Source organism: Streptomyces sp. NPDC092370 (assembly GCF_044755265.1).
Classification (GTDB): Bacteria; Actinomycetota; Actinomycetes; order Streptomycetales; family Streptomycetaceae; genus Streptomyces.
On record NZ_JBIVQO010000005.1, the window covers coordinates 171,286 to 186,950 of the forward strand.

The following is a 15,665-nucleotide window of genomic DNA, read 5'->3' on the forward strand; positions in this document are numbered from 1 at the left end:
GGCCTCCTACGCCGCGACGAGGTACGAGAAGACGGACTCGAGGGACTCGTCGGACGGCGAGACCGTGAGCAGCCGGATGCCGTGGTCCCTGGCCACCCGCGGCAGCAGGGCCGTGAAGCGGCCGAAGTCGACGGCCTGGACACGCAGCGCGCCCTCGGTGACGTCGACCTCGATGCCGGCCGTCGACGGGTCGGCGATCAGCGCGGCCGCGAGGGCGCGGTCGTCGCTGGAACGCACCAAGTAGCGGTGCGGCCGGTCGGTCATCAGGCGGCGGATCTTGCGGAAGTCCCCGCTGGCGGCGTGCCGGCCGGCGACGACGACCTCGATGTGCCAGGCGAGTTGCTCGACCTCTTCGAGGATGTGGGACGAGAAGAGGACCGTGCGGCCCTCATCGCCCATGCGGCGCAGCAGGTCCATCAGCTGCATGCGCTGGCGTGGGTCCATGCCGTTGAACGGCTCGTCCAGCAGGAGCAGGGAAGGGTCGTGGACCAGGGCGGAGGCCATCTTCACGCGTTGGCGCATGCCCTTGGAGTACGTCTGGATCTTGCGGTCCTGGGCGTACTCCATCTCGACCGTGGCGAGCGCCTTCTGGGCCGCCTTGGCGCCCAGGCCGTGCAACTCGGCGTTGGCCAGGACGAACTCCTTCCCGGTGAGGAAGTCGTACATCGCCTCCCGCTCGGGCACGACGCCGATCTGCTTGTAGATCTGCTCGTTGCGCCACACGGCCTGGCCGTCGAGGGTGACGGTGCCCGTGGAGGGGGCCAGGAATCCGCCCATCATGTTGATCAGGGTGGACTTGCCGGCGCCGTTCGGACCGAGCAGGCCCGTGACCCCGGGGCCGATGGTCATGGTGATGTCGTTGACGGCGACCACGTTGCCGAACCAGCGGGAGACGTGGTCGATGGAGAGCGTGGTCACAGTCCCACCTTCTTGTAGCGGCGCATCAGGAGGGCGTAGCTCGCCGCGATCAGGCCCAGGGCGACGACCACGTAGACGATGCCCTCGGCGTTGCTCGGGCCCACCCCGCTGGGAGAAGCGGACGTCGCCCCCAGGAACGCGGACTGCACACCGTCGACGATCGTGATCGGCGAGAACAGTCCGATCCACGGCACGGCGTCGCCGCTGCCCTGGGCGTCGGCGATGGCCTGGAGGGTGGAGACCGCGCCGTAGGTGATGGTCAGCACGGCGATCACGGCCGCGATGCCGAAGCCGCGGCGCGGGGTGAAGGACGCGATGACCAGGCCGATGCCGGCGAAGAGCAGTGAGAGCAGTGCCACGGACACCAGTCCTTGTGCGAATCCCTTGGTCTGGTCGGCGAAGTCGAGCTTGGCCAGCAGGGCGCCGACGTAGAGCACGAGCAGGGGAGCGGCCGTGAGGACGAACAGCGCCGAGGCCAGCGCCGCGAACTTGGCGCGGACGTAGTCGGCGGTCTCGATGGGCCGCGAGAAGTACAGCGGAACGGTCTTGAAGCGCAGGTCCCGCGAGACGGACTGGGGGGCCTGCGAGGCCACGTACAGGCTGATGACCGCCTGCATGACGATCGCGTAGCGCGTGTAGTCCAGGGGCAGGGCGTTGGCCTTGGTGGCGACCGCGACGGCGACCATGATGGCCGCGGGCACGCACATCACCACGAACAGCAGCATCGGCAGCACCTTGGACTTCACCGAGCGGCCGAGGCCGTAGGAGCCGCGCAGGGACTGCGAGTACAGGGAGCGGCGGGCGTAGGCGCGGCCGAGGCGGGGGCCGTCGTAGCTGCGGTAGCCGATGTTGTGGATGCGGGTCTGGTCACCCGGTGCCGGGGCCGGTGTCCCCGTGGAGTGCTCAACCGCCATGGCCGACCGCCTCCTTCCGCTGCTCGTTCCGGTCATGGGCCGTGAAGACCTCGGAGATGTGGTGCCTGCGCTGCTCCATGCGCACCAGGCCGAGTCCGAGGTCGGCGATCACGTCTCGGACCAGGTCGTACGTCTTCTCGCCCTGCGCGGTGAGCAGCAGGACGTGGCCGGCGCCCGGCAGGCCGCTTCCGTCCTCGACGCTCACCCCGCGCGCGTGCAGCGCCTCGCGCACCGCACGGGTGCCGTCCGGGTGCTCGTCGGTGTCGGTGACCTCGATCGCGAGGGTCGTGGTGGTCTGTGTGAAGTCCGTGGTGGAGCTGGAGCGCAGGAGCTTGCCTCCGTCGACGACCACGACGTGGTCGCAGGTGCGCTCCAACTCGCCCAGCAGGTGGGAGGTGACCAGGACCGAGATGCCGAAGTCGGTGTGGATGCGGCGGATCAGGCCGAGCATCTCGTCGCGGCCGACCGGGTCGAGTCCGTTGGTCGGCTCGTCCAGGAAGACCAGCTGCGGGTCGTGGACAAGGGCCTGCGCGAGCTTGACGCGCTGTTTCATGCCGGTCGAGTAGCCGCCGATGGGGCGGTAGCGCTCCTCGTACAGGCCGACGTGGCGCAGGGTGTCGGCCGTGCGCTCACGCGCGGCGGTGGGCGGCAGGCCGGACATGCGCGCCATGTGGACGACGAACTCGGTGGCGGAGACGTCCGGCGGCAGGCAGTCGTGCTCGGGCATGTAACCGACGCGCTCACGGATGTCGGCGCCCTGGGTGGCGACGTCGAGGCCGAGCACTTCGGCGCGGCCCTCGGTGGCGGGGGACAGACCCAGCAGGATCTTGATCAGTGTGGACTTGCCGGCTCCGTTGGCTCCGACGAGTCCGGTCACACCGGGTCCGACGTCCACGGAGAGCCGGTCAAGCGCGGTCACCCGGGGGAACCGCTTGCTCAGGCTTTCGGTCGCGATCACAGTCACCCCTCGAAGGTAGGGGCCGTGCGCGTGGCGGTCGTCACTCCGCAGAGCTGTCTTCGGATCAGCCCTGAGTATTACGGGCCCCTAGGGGAGCTGATTCTTGAGAGTTACCACGGCCGGGAAGTCTCTATTGACGAACTCTCTAACAACTGCCAGATTCGCCGGATGACGTTGCTGACGGGCGCGCGGGAGCGCAGGGTGCGGACGGGCGGAGTCGAGCTGTGCGTGGCCGAGCTGGGTGATCCGGGACGGCCGACGGTCGTCCTGGTGCACGGTTACCCCGACAGCAAAGAGGTGTGGTCCGAGGTCGCCGAGCGGCTCGCCGGGCGCTTCCACGTGGTGGCGTACGACGTCCGCGGCCACGGCCGCTCGACGGCGCCGCGGCCACTGCGGGGCGGGTTCACGCTGGAGAAGCTGACGGACGACTTCCTGGCCGTCGTGGACGTGGTGAGTCCGGACGAGCCGGTGCACCTGGTCGGGCACGACTGGGGCTCGGTGCAGGCCTGGGAGTTCACCACCGTGCGGCGCACCGAGGGCCGCATCGCCTCCTTCACGTCGATGTCCGGCCCGTCGCTGGACCACTTCGGCCACTGGATCGACCGGCGTGTGAAGCGGCCCACTCCGCGGCGGGTCGGCCAGCTCCTCGGGCAGGGTGCCCGGTCCTGGTACGTGTACCTGCTGCATACGCCCGTGCTGCCCGAACTGGCCTGGCGAGGACCGCTCGGCAAGCGCTGGCCCCGGGTCCTGGAGCGCGTCGAGAAGGTGCCCAGGGGCGACTACCCCACCGCGTCCCTGCCGTCGGACGCGGCCCACGGGGCCTGGCTGTACCGGGACAACGTCCGGCCGCGGATGCGCAGCCCACGTCCGGACGCTCATGCCCACGCACCCGTGCAGATCATCACGCCTTTGGAGGACCGGTTCCTCTCGGAGCGGCTCCACGACGAACTGGATCAATGGGTTCCGCAGCTGACCCGCCGGACGATCCAGGCGGGGCACTGGATCCCGCGCACCCGCCCGGACCAGCTGGCCTCCTGGATCGACGAGTTCGTGACGTCCGTCGAGAACGGGAGGTCCCCGATGGTGGCGAGCGGCGAGCACGCCGAGCGGTTCGGCGGGCAGCTCGTGCTGGTCACCGGGGCGGGCAGCGGCATCGGGCGGGCCACGGCGCTCGCGTTCGCCAAGGCCGGGGCGCGCGTGGTGGCCGTCGACCGGAACGCGGAGGCCGCGGCCCGCACCGCCGAGTCCTCCCGCCTGCTCGGTGCCCCGGACGCCTGGGCGGAGACGGTCGACGTCTCCGACGAGCAAGCCATGGAGAAGCTCGCCGAGAAGGTCACCGCCGAGTACGGGGTGGTGGACGTCCTCGTGAACAACGCCGGGATCGGACTGTCCGGTTCCTTCTTCGACACCACGCCGGAGCACTGGAAGAAGGTGCTCGACGTCAACCTGTGGGGCGTCATCCACGGCTGTCGGCTCTTCGGCCGCCGGATGGCCGAGCGCGGGCAGGGCGGTCACATCATCAACGTGGCGTCGGCCGCGGCGTACCAGCCCTCCCGGGCGCTGCCCGCCTACAGCACCTCCAAGGCGGCCGTGCTGATGCTCAGCGAGTGCCTGCGGGCGGAGCTCGCCGGGCAGAGGATCGGTGTGACGGCGGTCTGCCCCGGCTTCGTCAACACGGCCATCACGTCGACGGCGCACTTCGCCGGGGTCGACGCCCGGGAGGAACAGCGGCTGCGCAGGCGCACCGCCCGGCTGTACGGGCTGCGCAACTACCCGCCGGAGAAGGTCGCCCGCGCCATTCTGCGCGCGGTGACGCGCGACGAGGCGGTGGTGCCGGTGACGCCCGAGGCGCGGGGTGCGCGGTGGCTCTCGCGGTGGGCGCCGGGGGCACTGCGGAGGATCGCGCGGGTGAAGCCTCCGGTGTGAGGCCGAGGGCTCCGAATCCCCACAACGGCAGCTCGCGGTGACCGCATGGGTTCGCCGGCTTCAGGCTGCGGTTACGCGGGGGCGTCCGCCCCAGCGGATGCCCTTCTCGCTTCGGATGCGGGCGCCCTGCTCGGCCCAGCCGTGGTGGCCGTCCGGATGATGAAGCCCTCGTCGTCATCGCTCAGCAGCGGGGACGGCCTCCCGCCCACCGAGGGTCCGGGCAGGCCATGCCGATTTCGTTGTACCGCGTCGGTAGCGCACCGCGCTGGTACTGCCCCGGCGCACGATCTGCCGCAGCTTCTGCCCTTCCTGGTCGGTGCGTCGGTGTACACGAACAGGCTCAGCCGCTCACATTGCCAGCGACTGGGAGGGCGCAGTTCAGACCTCTTCACTGGTACGGACCGAAACGAACGTGACCGCCCATCCAGCCGCCAACCCTGCGAATCCGGCAGGTCCCGGCAGTAGTTGTCCACAGAACCGTTGATTCCGCTGTGGATAACCACCCTTGGTTGTGGATCAAACCTGCGAAGCGAAACTCGATCGCGTGATTCACATCTCTCCCGCACCCTGAGGGGATGGAGGAGAGACGCACCGTGAAGGTGTCGAAGTACCTGTCGAAGCATCTGCGTCACCAGCCGGAACGCATCGGACTGACCCTCGACGAGGCCGGCTGGGTGGAGATCGACACGTTGATCGCCGCGGCCGCCGCACACGGCTTCCGGTTCACCCGCGACGAACTGGACCAGGTCGTCGCCACCAACGACAAGCGACGTTTCGCCCTCGAGGGAACGCGGATCCGGGCTAGCCAGGGTCACAGCGTGGAGGTCGACCTGGGACTGGCACCGGCCACCCCACCCGCCTATCTCTACCACGGCACCACCACCCGCACCCTGGACGCGATCCGGGCCGAGGGGCTCCGGCCGATGACCCGGCATGCCGTGCATCTCTCGCCCGACCGGGAGACGGCGACCCGCGTCGGCGCGCGCCGGGGGCGGCCGGTCGTGCTGGTGGTGGACGCGGGTGCCATGCACCGGGACGGCCACGTCTTCCAGGTGAGTGCGAACGGCGTATGGCTGACACAGTCCGTACCGGCTCGCTATCTGCGCTTTCCCGGGTCGGGCTGACCTTCACGCCCCCGGTCGTTCCCCCACTGTGTCCACCTGGACGCGCACGGTGACTGTTTCACGTGAAACACCTCCGGGTGCCTGACGACGCTCCCTTAAGCTCGACGCCATGAGTCTGCGCCTGAGCACCGTGATCCTCCCGTACCGCCGCTGGCACGAAGGCGGCCGCGCGGCCTGGACGCGCGCCGAGCAGCTCGGCTTCCACACCGCGTACACCTACGACCACCTGTCCTGGCGCACCTTCCGGGACGGTCCGTGGTTCGGCGCCGTGCCGACCCTCACGGCCGCCGCGAGCGTCACCGACCGGCTGCGGCTGGGCACCCTGGTGACCTCGCCGAACTTCCGGCACCCGGTGACCCTCGCCAAGGAACTGATCTCTCTCGACGACATCTCCCGCGGGCGGGTCACCCTGGGCATCGGCGCGGGCGGCTCCGGCTTCGACGCCACCGCGCTCGGCCAGGAGCCCTGGACCCCTCGCGAGCGCGCCGACCGCTTCGGTGAGTTCATCCCGCTGCTCGACCGGCTGCTCAGCGAGGACGCCGTGTCGTACGAAGGAGACTTCTACTCGGCCCACGAGGCGCGGAACATCCCCGGCTGTGTGCAGCGCCCCAGGCTGCCGTTCGCGGTGGCCGCGACCGGGCCGCGCGGGATGCGGCTCGCCGCCCGGTTCGGCCAGGCGTGGGTGACCACCGGCAACCCGAAGCTGAACGAGAACGGCACACCTGAACAGTCGATTCAGGCCATCCGTGGGCAAGCGGAGAGGCTCGACGACATCTGTGCCGAGGTCGGCCGGGACATGACCGGTCTCGACCGGGTCCTGCTCACCGGATTCACGCCGGACCGCGGCGGTCCACTCCGGTCCTTGAACGCGTTCGTGGACTTCGCCGGGCGGCATGTGGAGCTGGGCTTCACGGAGATCGTGATCCACTGGCCGATTCCCGACTCGCAGTTCGCGGCGGACGAGAAGGTCTTCGAGCAGATCGCCATGGAGGCACCCGCACAGTTGCGCTGAGCGTGGACGGAGGTGCCGAGGAGCCTCCGGCGAAGGGTTCCGGTGGGAAAGCCCAGGTGTCGGCTCTCGCCGGAAGCCCCGACAGGGGTCCTGGCGAGAGCGGTATCCACTCACCTGTGCGGAGCCCCGCACGCACGTGCAGGCATGTGCGGGACAATGGCCGGGTGACCTCAGCGACCCGACAGCCCGAGACCGCGGCCGAGACCCTCCCGCCGCGGCTGATCGCCACCGACCTCGACGGCACTCTGCTGCGCGACGACAAGTCGGTCTCCCCGCGTACGGTCGCGGCGCTCGCCGCAGCCGAGAAGGCGGGCATCGAGGTCTTCTTCGTCACAGGCCGCCCGGCCCGCTGGATGGACGTCGTCAGCGACCACGTGCACGGCCACGGCCTGGCGATCTGCGGCAACGGGGCCGCCGTGGTCGACCTGCACGGCGGCCCCGGCGCCCACCGGTTCATGAAGGTGCGGGAGCTGGCCCGGGAGAACGCCCTGGACGCCGTGCGGCTGCTGCGCGACGCGGCGCCGGGCACGGTGTACGCGGTGGAGCAGACGTACGGCTTCTACCAGGAGCCGGCGTACCCGAAGTTGCACATGGAGATACCGGACAGCCTCGCCCCGGCCGAGGAACTGCTGGGCCCGGACCACCGGGCCGCCGGCGAGCCGGTGCTGAAGATCCTCGCCTATCACCCCGAGATCGACCCCGACGCCTTCCTGACCCTGGCCCGCCTCGCCATCGGCGACCGCGCCAACGTCACCCGCTCCAGCCCCAGCGCCCTCCTGGAGATCAGCGGCCCGGGGGTGTCGAAGGCCAGCACCCTCGCCCTGTGCTGCGCGGAACGCGGCATCTCGCACGAACAGGTCGTCGCCTTCGGCGACATGCCGAACGACGTGGAGATGCTCACCTGGGCGGGCCGGTCCTACGCGATGGGCAACGCGCACCCGGACGTGATCGCCGCCGCCTCGGGCCGGACGGTCGCGAACAACGACGACGGGGTGGCGGTCGTGATCGAGGAGCTGCTGGCGGAACTGCCGTAGCCACCGGGGGCCGGGGGCCTCAGAGGGACACCCCACGCGCCGCCAGCCACGACACCGGGTTCACCGCCGAGCCCGTCTGCGGTGTGACCCGGGCCTCGAAGTGCAGGTGCGGGCCGGTGGAGTTGCCCGTGGTGCCCGACTGACCGATCCACTCGCCCGGGCTGACGTGCTCCCCCTGGTCGACCGCGACGGACGCCAAATGGGCGTACTGCGTGTAATAGCCGCCCGCGTGCTTGAGCACGATCTCGATGCCGAAGGCGCCCCCGCAGGACACCCTCACGACCCGACCCGTCCCCACGGCCCGCACCGGTGTACCGATCGGCACCGCGAAGTCCTGCCCGGTGTGCCGGTTCGACCAGCGCGCGCCACCACTGCCGTAGGAGGCGGAGAGTTCGTACGTCTCGACCGGCGCGACCCAGTCGCCGTCGCCGAAGCCCGTCTCCGGCTGATCCAGCCGGGCCGCTCCGCGGCACGCCCCGGCGGCGACCGCGGCGTCCGCCTGCCCCTGGAGCCGGGCACGGGCCGACTCCAGCTTCTGCTCGATGCCCGCCTTGAGACCGGCGAGTTGGGTGTTGCGCTTGTCCAGCACCTGCCACTGGGCCGCGGCCTTGGCCTCGTCCGCCGCCAGCCGGGCCTCCGCGCGCTGGTTCTTGGAGATCGCGTTGTTCACGGCGAGATCCGCTTGGGCGAAGGCGTGCTGACCTCGCATCAGGCCGTCGGGGCTACCGGCGAGGATCATGTGCGCCGCCACCGGCAGGCCGCCGCTACCGCGGTACTGGGCCCGGGCGATGCGGCCCAAATCCTCGTGCAGCGCGGCGATGCGCCGCCGCTGCGCCTCCAGGAGCGCCTCCGCCCGCTGCGCCTCGGCCCGCTGCTCCTCGGCCTCCTCCCGGCCCGCCTCGTACTGCCGCGTCGCCACCGCGGCCTCCTCGTACAGCCGCGCCACCTCGGCGCTGAGCGCCGTGTCCGCGCCGGTCCCGGTGCCGTTCCCTGATTCCTCGGGCGCCGTCGCCGGCCGGGCGGCGAGCGCGGCCAGCGCGCACAGCAGGACCGGAACGACCAGCCGATAACGGCGATATGAGCACATGTCAGCGATCGTCGCCCAGTCCGGCCGACCCGGTCCTGTTCACGTCGTACGGCTGGGGGAACGGCTGCGCCGAACGGCCCAGCGCGGGCCGTTCCCGGCCGCTAACGAACCCCCACCAGCGACTCCGCCGCCGCCTCCCGCTGCGCCATCCCCCGCAACGGCCCGTCCGCGGCCACCAGCTCGGCGTACGGCCCGCGCTGTACCACCCGTCCCCGGTCGAGCACGATCACCTCGTCGACCGCTTCGAGCCCTACCAGCCGGTGCGTGATGAGCAGCGTCGTACAACCCTCGGTGGCGGCCAGCAGATCGGCGGTGAGCGCGTCGGCGGTCGGCAGGTCGAGGTGCTCGGCGGGCTCGTCGAGCACCAGGACGGGGAAGTCGGCGAGGAGTGCCCTGGCCAGCGCCAGCCGCTGCCGCTGCCCTCCGGACAGCCGTGCTCCGTGCTCGCCGACAAGCGTGTCGAGCCCGTCGGGCAGGCTGTCGGCCCAGTCCAGCAGCCGGGCCCGGCCCAGCGCGGCGCGCAGCCGGTCCTCGGTGGCGTCCTTCCGGGCGAGCAGCAGGTTCTCGCGCAGCGAGCTGTCGAAGAGGTGCGCGTCCTGTGCACACAGCCCGACGAGCTCCCGGACGTCGTCACTGAGCAGCGCGTACGCGTCCACACCCGCCAGCGTGTACGAGCCCGCGTCCGGGTCGAGGAACCGGAGCAGCACCTGCGCCAGCGTCGTCTTGCCGGAGCCGGAGGGTCCCACCACGGCGATCCGGCGGCCCTTCTCGAGGGTCAGGTCGATCCCGGCGAGCGCGTCCCGCTCCTGTCCGGCGTGCCGCGCGGTCAGCCCCGCGACGACGAGCGGGAACGGTGATGCGGGCGCCTGCCGCGGCCGCTCCGGCTCCCGCACCGGCTCCGGAGCGTCCAGCACCTCGTACACCCGTTCCGCGCTCCGGTGCACGCGCTGCCGGTACTGCACGGCGAGCGGCAGTCCGAGCACGGCCTCGAAGGCGGCGAGCGGGGTCAGGACGACGGCGGCCATGGCCACCCCGTCCAGCCGCCCGGCGGCGACCGACTGCGCTCCGGCCAGGGCGGCGGCCGCAACGGTCAGGCCGGAGATCAGCGCGGTGAGACCGTCGCCGAGGGCCGTGGCAGTGGCGGCGCGTGAAGCGATGCGGGTGAGGACGCCGTCGGCCTCGCGAGCCTGGGCGGTCCGCGTGGGCAGGGCGCCGGCGACCGTCAGTTCCGCGGTACCGGTCAGCAGATCGGCCACCCGCGTCGCGAGCGCCCCGCGTGCGGGTGCCAGCCGGTGCTCGGCCCGCCGGGCCACCGCGCCGGTGATCAGCGGCACGCCGACCCCTGCCGCCAGGAGCCCGGTCGCGAGCACCGCCCCGGCCTCGGGCAGCAGCCATGCCGTGAAGCCGACGGACGCGGCCGACACGACGACGGCCGCCCCGGCCGGAAGCAGCCACCGCAGCCAGTAGTCCTGCAGCGCGTCCACGTCCGCGACCAGGCGGGAGAGCAGATCGCCCCGACGGGTCCGGTGCAGTCCGGCCGGCGCAAGCCGCTCCAGCCTGCGGAACACAGCGACCCGGGTGTCCGCCAGCATCCGCAGCACGGCATCGTGTGACACCAGCCGCTCGGCGTAGCGGAAGACGGCTCGTCCGATCCCGAACGCCCGCGTCGCCGTGACGGCCATCATCAAATACAGCACGGGCGGCTGCTGCGAGGCCCGCGAGATCAGCCACCCGGAGGTGGCCATGAGCCCCACGGCACTCCCCAGTGCGAGACTCCCGAGCAGCAGGGCGAGTCCGAGACGCCCACGCCGGGCTCCGGACAGGGCACGCACGCGGGTGAGGACCCCGCTCGAAGCCGATGTCTCGACGGGCTGGGCCGGGATGGGCTGTTCGGCTTCAACGGACCGCGCCTCGGTTCCCCGGGCTGCGGCGGGCGCCTCGGGCAAGGCAATCGTGGTCCCGGGCTCCGCCAGCCGCACGACCCGGTCCGCGACCTCCAGCAGCGCCGGCCGGTGCACCACCAGCAGCACGGTCCGGCCTGCCGCGAGGCGCCGCACCGCAGCGACGATCTCGGCCTCCGTGGCCCCGTCCAGCGCCGCGGTCGGCTCGTCGAGCAGCAGCACGGGCCGGTCCGCGAGGAACGCCCGGGCCAGCGCGAGCCGCTGCCGCTGCCCCGCGGACAGCCCGGCGCCGTCCTCGCCGAGCACCGTGTCCACGCCCCCGGCCAGCGCGTCGACGAACTCCAGCGCCCCGGCGTCCCGCAACGCCCGCCGTACGGCGTCGTCGTCGGCGCCGGGCCGCGCCAGGCGTACGTTCTCAGCGATCGTCCCGGCGTACAGATGCGGCCGCTGCGGCACCCACGCGATCCGGGAGCGCCATTGCTCCAGGTCGGTGTCGGTGAGGTCGGCTCCCCCGATCCGCACCCGCCCCTCGGCCGGTCGCACGAACCCCAGCAGGACGCTCAGCAGCGTCGACTTGCCGGCGCCGCTCGGACCGACCAGCGCGACCGTCTCCCCGGGCTCGACGCTGAAGGACAGGTTCGAGACGGCGTCCATCGACCGCCCCGGGTACCGGACGGTCACGCCCTCGAATGACAGTGCCCCCTCCGGCACGGGCCCGGAGCCGGATGCCGGGGCGGGCGTCTCCAGGACCTCGAAGATCTCCTCGGCCGCGGCGAGCCCTTCTGCCGCCGCGTGGTACTGCGCCCCGACCTGCCGCAACGGCAGATACGCCTCGGGGGCGAGGATCAGGATGACCAGGCCGATGTACAGGTCCATCTCCCCGTGCACCAGCCGCATGCCGATCGTCACGGCGACCAGCGCCACCGAGATCGTCGCGAGCAGCTCCAGCGCGAACGAGGAGATGAAGGCGATCCGCAGCGTTCGCATGGTCGCCCGCCGGTACTCGTCGGTGATCCGCCGGATCGACTCCGCCTGCGCTTTGGCCCGCCCGAACACCTTGAGTGTCGGCAGCCCCGCGACCACGTCCAGGAAGTGCCCGGACAGCCGTGACAGCAGCCGCCACTGACGGTCCATCCGGGCCTGGGTGGCCCAGCCGATCAGCACCATGAAGACCGGGATGAGGGGCAGGGTGCCCACGATGATGGCCGCGGAGACCCAGTCCTCGGTGACGATCCGGGCCAGCACCGCCACCGGCACGACCACCGCGAGACCCAGCTGCGGCAGGTACCGGGAGAAGTAGTCGTCAAGGGCGTCGACGCCCCGTGTGGCCAGGGCGACCAGTGAACCGGTCCGCTGCCCGCTCAGCCAGCCCGGACCGAGCTCGGCGGCACGCTCCAGCAGCCGGCCCCGCAGCTCGGACTTCACCGCCGCGCTCGCCCGGTGCGCCGCCAGCTCGGTGAGCCAGCCGATCAGCGCCCGGCCGACCGCGACGGCTGTCAACAGCAGCAGGGGAGTGCCGAGTTCGGACACCGACATGCCGTGCTGGAAAGCGCCGACCACCACCTCGGCGATGAGCATCGCCTGCGCGATGACCAGGCCCGCGCCCACCGCCCCCAGGACGACGACCGCCAACAGGAAGCCCCGGGTGGCACGGGCGTACCGAAGCAGACGCGGATCGATTGGTTTCACGTGAAACACACCTCAGTGCACGGTCTCGGCTATGTGTTGCGTACCGATCCGCTTGCGGAACACCCAGTACGTCCAGCCCTGGTAGAGCAGGACGATCGGGGTGGCGATCCCGGCACACCAGGTCATGATCTTCAGCGTGTACGGGGTGGACGAGGCATTGGTGACCGTCAGGCTCCAGTCCGGGTTCAGCGTCGACGGCATGACGTTCGGGAACAGCGTCAGGAAGAGCATCGCCACCGTGGCCACGATGGTGAGCCCCGACAGGGCGAACGCCCACCCCTCACGCCCGGCCCGTGCCGCGACCAGGGCCACGAGGAGCGATGCCACGGCCACGACCATCGCGACGAACGACGCACCGTCGCCCCGCTCGGCCTGCGTCCACAGCAGGAAGGCGAGTGCCAGCAGGGCGGTCACCAGTCCGACGCGCAGCGCCAGCTTCCGCGCCCGCTCCCGGATCTCCCCGACGGTCTTGAGCCCGACGAACACCGTCCCGTGGAAGGTGAACAGCGCCAGCGTCACCAGACCGCCCAGCAGCGCGTAGGGGTTGAGCAGATCCAGGACGCCGCCGGCGTAGTTGAAGTTCTGGTCGATCTTCACGCCCCGCACGATGTTGCCGAAGGCCACACCCCACAGGAACGCCGGCAGCAACGAGGTCCAGAAGATCGCCGTCTCCCAGTTGCGCTGCCAGTTCTCCTCGGGCCGCTTCACGCGGTACTCGAAGGCCACACCGCGGACGATCAGGCAGACCAGGATGAGCAGCAGGGGCAGGTAGAAGCCGGAGAAGAGCGTGGCGTACCACTCGGGGAAGGCGGCGAAAGTCGCGCCGCCCGCCGAGAGCAGCCACACCTCGTTGCCGTCCCAGACGGGGCCGATGGTGTTGATCAGCACCCGCTTCTCGGGCCGGTCGCGGGCGAGCAGCTTCGTGAGCACGCCGACCCCGAAGTCGAAGCCCTCCAGGAAGAAGTAGCCGGTCCACAGGACGGCGATCAGGACGAACCAGACGTCGTGCAGTTCCATGACTGTGCAGCTCCCTCGGCCTAGTACGAGAAGGCCATCGGCTTGTCGGCGTCACGGGAGTCGCCGCCGATCTTCGTGGGCGGGTTGAGATCGGCCTCGGTGAGCTCCGGGGGGCCTGCCTTGACGTACTTGACCAGCAGCTTGACCTCGACGACGGCGAGGATCGCGTACAGCGTGGTGAAGACGACCATCGAGGTGATGACCTCGGCCTGGGAGACACCGGGGGAGACCGCGTCACGCGTCTGGAACAGGCCGTAGACGACCCAGGGCTGGCGGCCCATCTCGGTGAAGATCCAGCCCCAGGAACTGGCGATCAGCGGGAAGCCCAGAGTCAGGATCGCGATGCGCCAGTACCACTTGGTGAGGGTCGGACCGAGCGCCTTCTTCGGCAGCAGCACGAGATGCGGCACTTCGTCGTCGCCCACCCTCAGATGCCGTGGCAGCAGGAACTTCTTGCGGGTCAGCCACAGACCGGCAAGGCCGATGGCGAACGACGTCATACCGAAGCCGATCATCCACCGGAAACCCCAGTAGGCGACGGGAATGTTGGGGCGGTAGTCGCCGGGCCCGTACTTCTCCTGTTCGGCCTTGTTGACGTCGTTGATGCCGGGCACGTACGAGGTGAAGTCGTCCTTCGCGAGGAAGGACAGCAGGCCGGGAATCTCGATGGCGACCTTGTTGTGGCCCTTGTCGACGTCGCCGATGGCAAAGACCGAGAAGGGGGCCGGCTTCTCGCCGTCCCACAGCGCCTCTGCCGCGGCCATCTTCATCGGCTGCTGCTGGTACATGATCTTGCCGAGCACGTCGCCGCTGATCGCGGTGAGGAGACCGCCGATAACGACGGTGACGAGGCCCAGCCGCAGCGACGTCTTCATCACCGGGACGTGCTTCTTGCGGACCAGGTGGAAAGCGGCGATGCCGACCATGAAGGCACCGCCGGTCAGGAAGGCCGCGGTGAGCGTGTGGAAGACCTGGGCGAGCGCGGTGTTCTGGGTGAGCACCAGCCAGAAGTCGGTGAGTTCGGCCCGGCCCTTCGCCCCGTTGATCCGGTAGCCGACCGGGTGCTGCATCCAGGAGTTGGCCGCGAGGATGAAGTACGCCGAGAGGATGGTGCCGATCGAGACCATCCATATACAGGCCAGGTGGATCTTCTTGGGCAGCTTGTCCCAGCCGAAGATCCACAGGCCGATGAAGGTCGACTCGAAGAAGAAGGCGATCAGGGCCTCGAAGGCCAACGGCGCACCGAAGACGTCACCGACGAAGCGCGAGTAGTCCGACCAGTTCATGCCGAACTGGAACTCCTGCACGATCCCGGTGACCACCCCCATCGCGATGTTGATCAAGAAAAGCTTGCCCCAGAACTTCGTCGCCTGGAGGTACTTCTCCTTCTCCGTCCGCACCCAGGCCGTCTGCAGGCCGGCCGTGAGCGCGGCCAGCGAGATCGTCAGGGGGACGAACAGAAAGTGATACACGGTGGTGATGCCGAACTGCCATCGCGCCAGGGTCTCCGGCGCCAGAGCCAGGTCCACGTCGCCGCTCCTTACATACGCTTGTGAAAGCGTTCACATTCACAAGCCATTATGCAGCACGAACTTTCGAGCTCCGGAGGGGGGGGGCTGTATCCCCTGTCACAGTCAGCCCTCGACCCAGGGCTTCAACATATTGTTGAGTCAACGGCATACCCGCACCGACATCGCCGCCGATACGGATCTTCTGACCGGGCGGGACATCTCACCGCCACCCCCCGACGACAGCCCGACCACATAGGCGCTCGCCAAGGCACTGCCTCTTACCCCTACCGCCCGCGCCTGGGGCGAGAAGGTGTACTTCGACACGGGTTCGGTTTCACGTGAAACAGGCGTCCGGCAAGCCGTCGAGCCGGGCACCTTCACCTTGTGGGCCGATGGCGCCCTCGCCCCCTCGCCCTCTGTACGGACCCAAGCCGATCTCACCCGGCGACGAGTGCCGCCTCGCAAGCCCGTGCAATGACCTGGACCACCTCGACGGCGATCCCGGGCTGCACATGAGCGTGCGGGACGGCGTCCCGTGCGGATGGAACTCCCGGGCGCCTGACCCGGCTCCCGG

At 70.4% G+C, this 15,665-nt stretch carries 12 protein-coding genes and 1 pseudogene; 5 read left to right on the forward strand and 8 right to left on the reverse strand.

Annotation, left to right across the window (positions count from 1 at the left end):
• Nucleotides 1-6: 6 nt before the first annotated feature.
• Genes ACIQHQ_RS17685 through ACIQHQ_RS17695 form a run of 3 tightly spaced genes read right to left on the reverse strand, consistent with a single transcriptional unit; the run spans nt 7 to nt 2,790 of the window.
• Entirely contained in the window at nt 7-918 is a 912-nt protein-coding gene (locus tag ACIQHQ_RS17685) for an ABC transporter ATP-binding protein (protein WP_402612826.1), read from the reverse strand.
• Nucleotides 915-1,832: an ABC transporter permease gene (locus tag ACIQHQ_RS17690; RefSeq protein WP_402612827.1), complete on the reverse strand. Its 918-nt coding sequence runs from the start codon at nt 1,830-1,832 to the stop codon at nt 915-917. Before ACIQHQ_RS17690 ends, ACIQHQ_RS17685 begins: the two co-directional genes overlap by 4 nt.
• Nucleotides 1,822-2,790, reverse strand: a complete 969-nt coding sequence (locus ACIQHQ_RS17695; RefSeq protein WP_402613067.1) for an ABC transporter ATP-binding protein — start codon at nt 2,788-2,790, stop codon at nt 1,822-1,824. The genes ACIQHQ_RS17690 and ACIQHQ_RS17695 overlap by 11 nt, the downstream gene beginning before the upstream one ends.
• Nucleotides 2,791-2,958: 168 nt before the next feature.
• Here ACIQHQ_RS17695 and ACIQHQ_RS17700 point away from each other — a divergent pair, with 168 nt between their 5' ends.
• Nucleotides 2,959-4,716 carry an SDR family oxidoreductase gene (locus ACIQHQ_RS17700; RefSeq protein ID WP_402612828.1) on the forward strand — a complete coding sequence of 586 codons (1,758 nt, stop codon included), beginning with the start codon at nt 2,959-2,961 and terminating at the stop codon, nt 4,714-4,716.
• A 140-nt stretch (nt 4,717-4,856) separates the two neighbouring features.
• Here the strand turns inward: ACIQHQ_RS17700 and ACIQHQ_RS17705 are convergent.
• Nucleotides 4,857-5,013: pseudogene (locus tag ACIQHQ_RS17705) on the reverse strand (helix-turn-helix domain-containing protein); the annotation flags it as partial.
• Between the two features lie 278 nt (nt 5,014-5,291).
• Here ACIQHQ_RS17705 and ACIQHQ_RS17710 point away from each other — a divergent pair.
• From ACIQHQ_RS17710 to ACIQHQ_RS17720, 3 genes are all read left to right on the forward strand, one after another.
• Nucleotides 5,292-5,840 carry an RNA 2'-phosphotransferase gene (locus ACIQHQ_RS17710; RefSeq protein ID WP_402612829.1) on the forward strand — a complete coding sequence of 183 codons (549 nt, stop codon included), beginning with the start codon at nt 5,292-5,294 and terminating at the stop codon, nt 5,838-5,840.
• A gap of 109 nt (nt 5,841-5,949) precedes the next feature.
• The gene (locus tag ACIQHQ_RS17715; RefSeq protein WP_402612830.1) at nt 5,950-6,852 is read left to right on the forward strand and encodes an LLM class flavin-dependent oxidoreductase; all 903 of its coding nucleotides are present in this window, start codon (nt 5,950-5,952) and stop codon (nt 6,850-6,852) included.
• A gap of 146 nt (nt 6,853-6,998) precedes the next feature.
• Nucleotides 6,999-7,886: an HAD hydrolase family protein gene (locus ACIQHQ_RS17720; RefSeq protein WP_402612831.1), complete on the forward strand. Its 888-nt coding sequence runs from the start codon at nt 6,999-7,001 to the stop codon at nt 7,884-7,886.
• A 19-nt stretch (nt 7,887-7,905) separates the two neighbouring features.
• On the opposite strand, the gene ACIQHQ_RS17725 is transcribed toward ACIQHQ_RS17720, so the two are convergent.
• The 4 genes from ACIQHQ_RS17725 to ACIQHQ_RS17740 form a co-directional block, all read right to left on the reverse strand.
• Nucleotides 7,906-8,973, reverse strand: a complete 1,068-nt coding sequence (locus ACIQHQ_RS17725; protein ID WP_402612832.1) for a M23 family metallopeptidase — start codon at nt 8,971-8,973, stop codon at nt 7,906-7,908.
• A 101-nt stretch (nt 8,974-9,074) separates the two neighbouring features.
• Nucleotides 9,075-12,563: a thiol reductant ABC exporter subunit CydD gene (gene cydD, locus ACIQHQ_RS17730; protein WP_402612833.1), complete on the reverse strand. Its 3,489-nt coding sequence runs from the start codon at nt 12,561-12,563 to the stop codon at nt 9,075-9,077.
• 12 nt (nt 12,564-12,575) lie between these two features.
• Nucleotides 12,576-13,580, reverse strand: coding sequence for a cytochrome d ubiquinol oxidase subunit II (gene cydB / locus ACIQHQ_RS17735; protein ID WP_402612834.1), 1,005 nt, complete (start codon nt 13,578-13,580; stop codon nt 12,576-12,578).
• Between the two features lie 20 nt (nt 13,581-13,600).
• Nucleotides 13,601-15,109 carry a cytochrome ubiquinol oxidase subunit I gene (locus ACIQHQ_RS17740; protein WP_402612835.1) on the reverse strand — a complete coding sequence of 503 codons (1,509 nt, stop codon included), beginning with the start codon at nt 15,107-15,109 and terminating at the stop codon, nt 13,601-13,603.
• A 292-nt stretch (nt 15,110-15,401) separates the two neighbouring features.
• Between ACIQHQ_RS17740 and ACIQHQ_RS17745 the strand changes: the two genes are divergently transcribed.
• Nucleotides 15,402-15,569, forward strand: coding sequence for a hypothetical protein (locus tag ACIQHQ_RS17745; RefSeq protein WP_402612836.1), 168 nt, complete (start codon nt 15,402-15,404; stop codon nt 15,567-15,569).
• Nucleotides 15,570-15,665: the final 96 nt, after the last annotated feature.

Bases quoted from the DNA above. Each gene is read 5' to 3' on its own strand.
- ACIQHQ_RS17725 (WP_402612832.1), bottom strand. From the start codon at position 8,973: ATGTGCTCATATCGCCGTTATCGGCTGGTCGTTCCGGTCCTGCTGTGC.
- ACIQHQ_RS17715 (WP_402612830.1), top strand. From the start codon at position 5,950: ATGAGTCTGCGCCTGAGCACCGTGATCCTCCCGTACCGCCGCTGGCAC.
- ACIQHQ_RS17690 (WP_402612827.1), bottom strand. From the start codon at position 1,832: ATGGCGGTTGAGCACTCCACGGGGACACCGGCCCCGGCACCGGGTGAC.
- cydB (WP_402612834.1), bottom strand. From the start codon at position 13,580: ATGGAACTGCACGACGTCTGGTTCGTCCTGATCGCCGTCCTGTGGACC.
- ACIQHQ_RS17710 (WP_402612829.1), top strand. From the start codon at position 5,292: ATGGAGGAGAGACGCACCGTGAAGGTGTCGAAGTACCTGTCGAAGCAT.
- ACIQHQ_RS17700 (WP_402612828.1), top strand. From the start codon at position 2,959: ATGACGTTGCTGACGGGCGCGCGGGAGCGCAGGGTGCGGACGGGCGGA.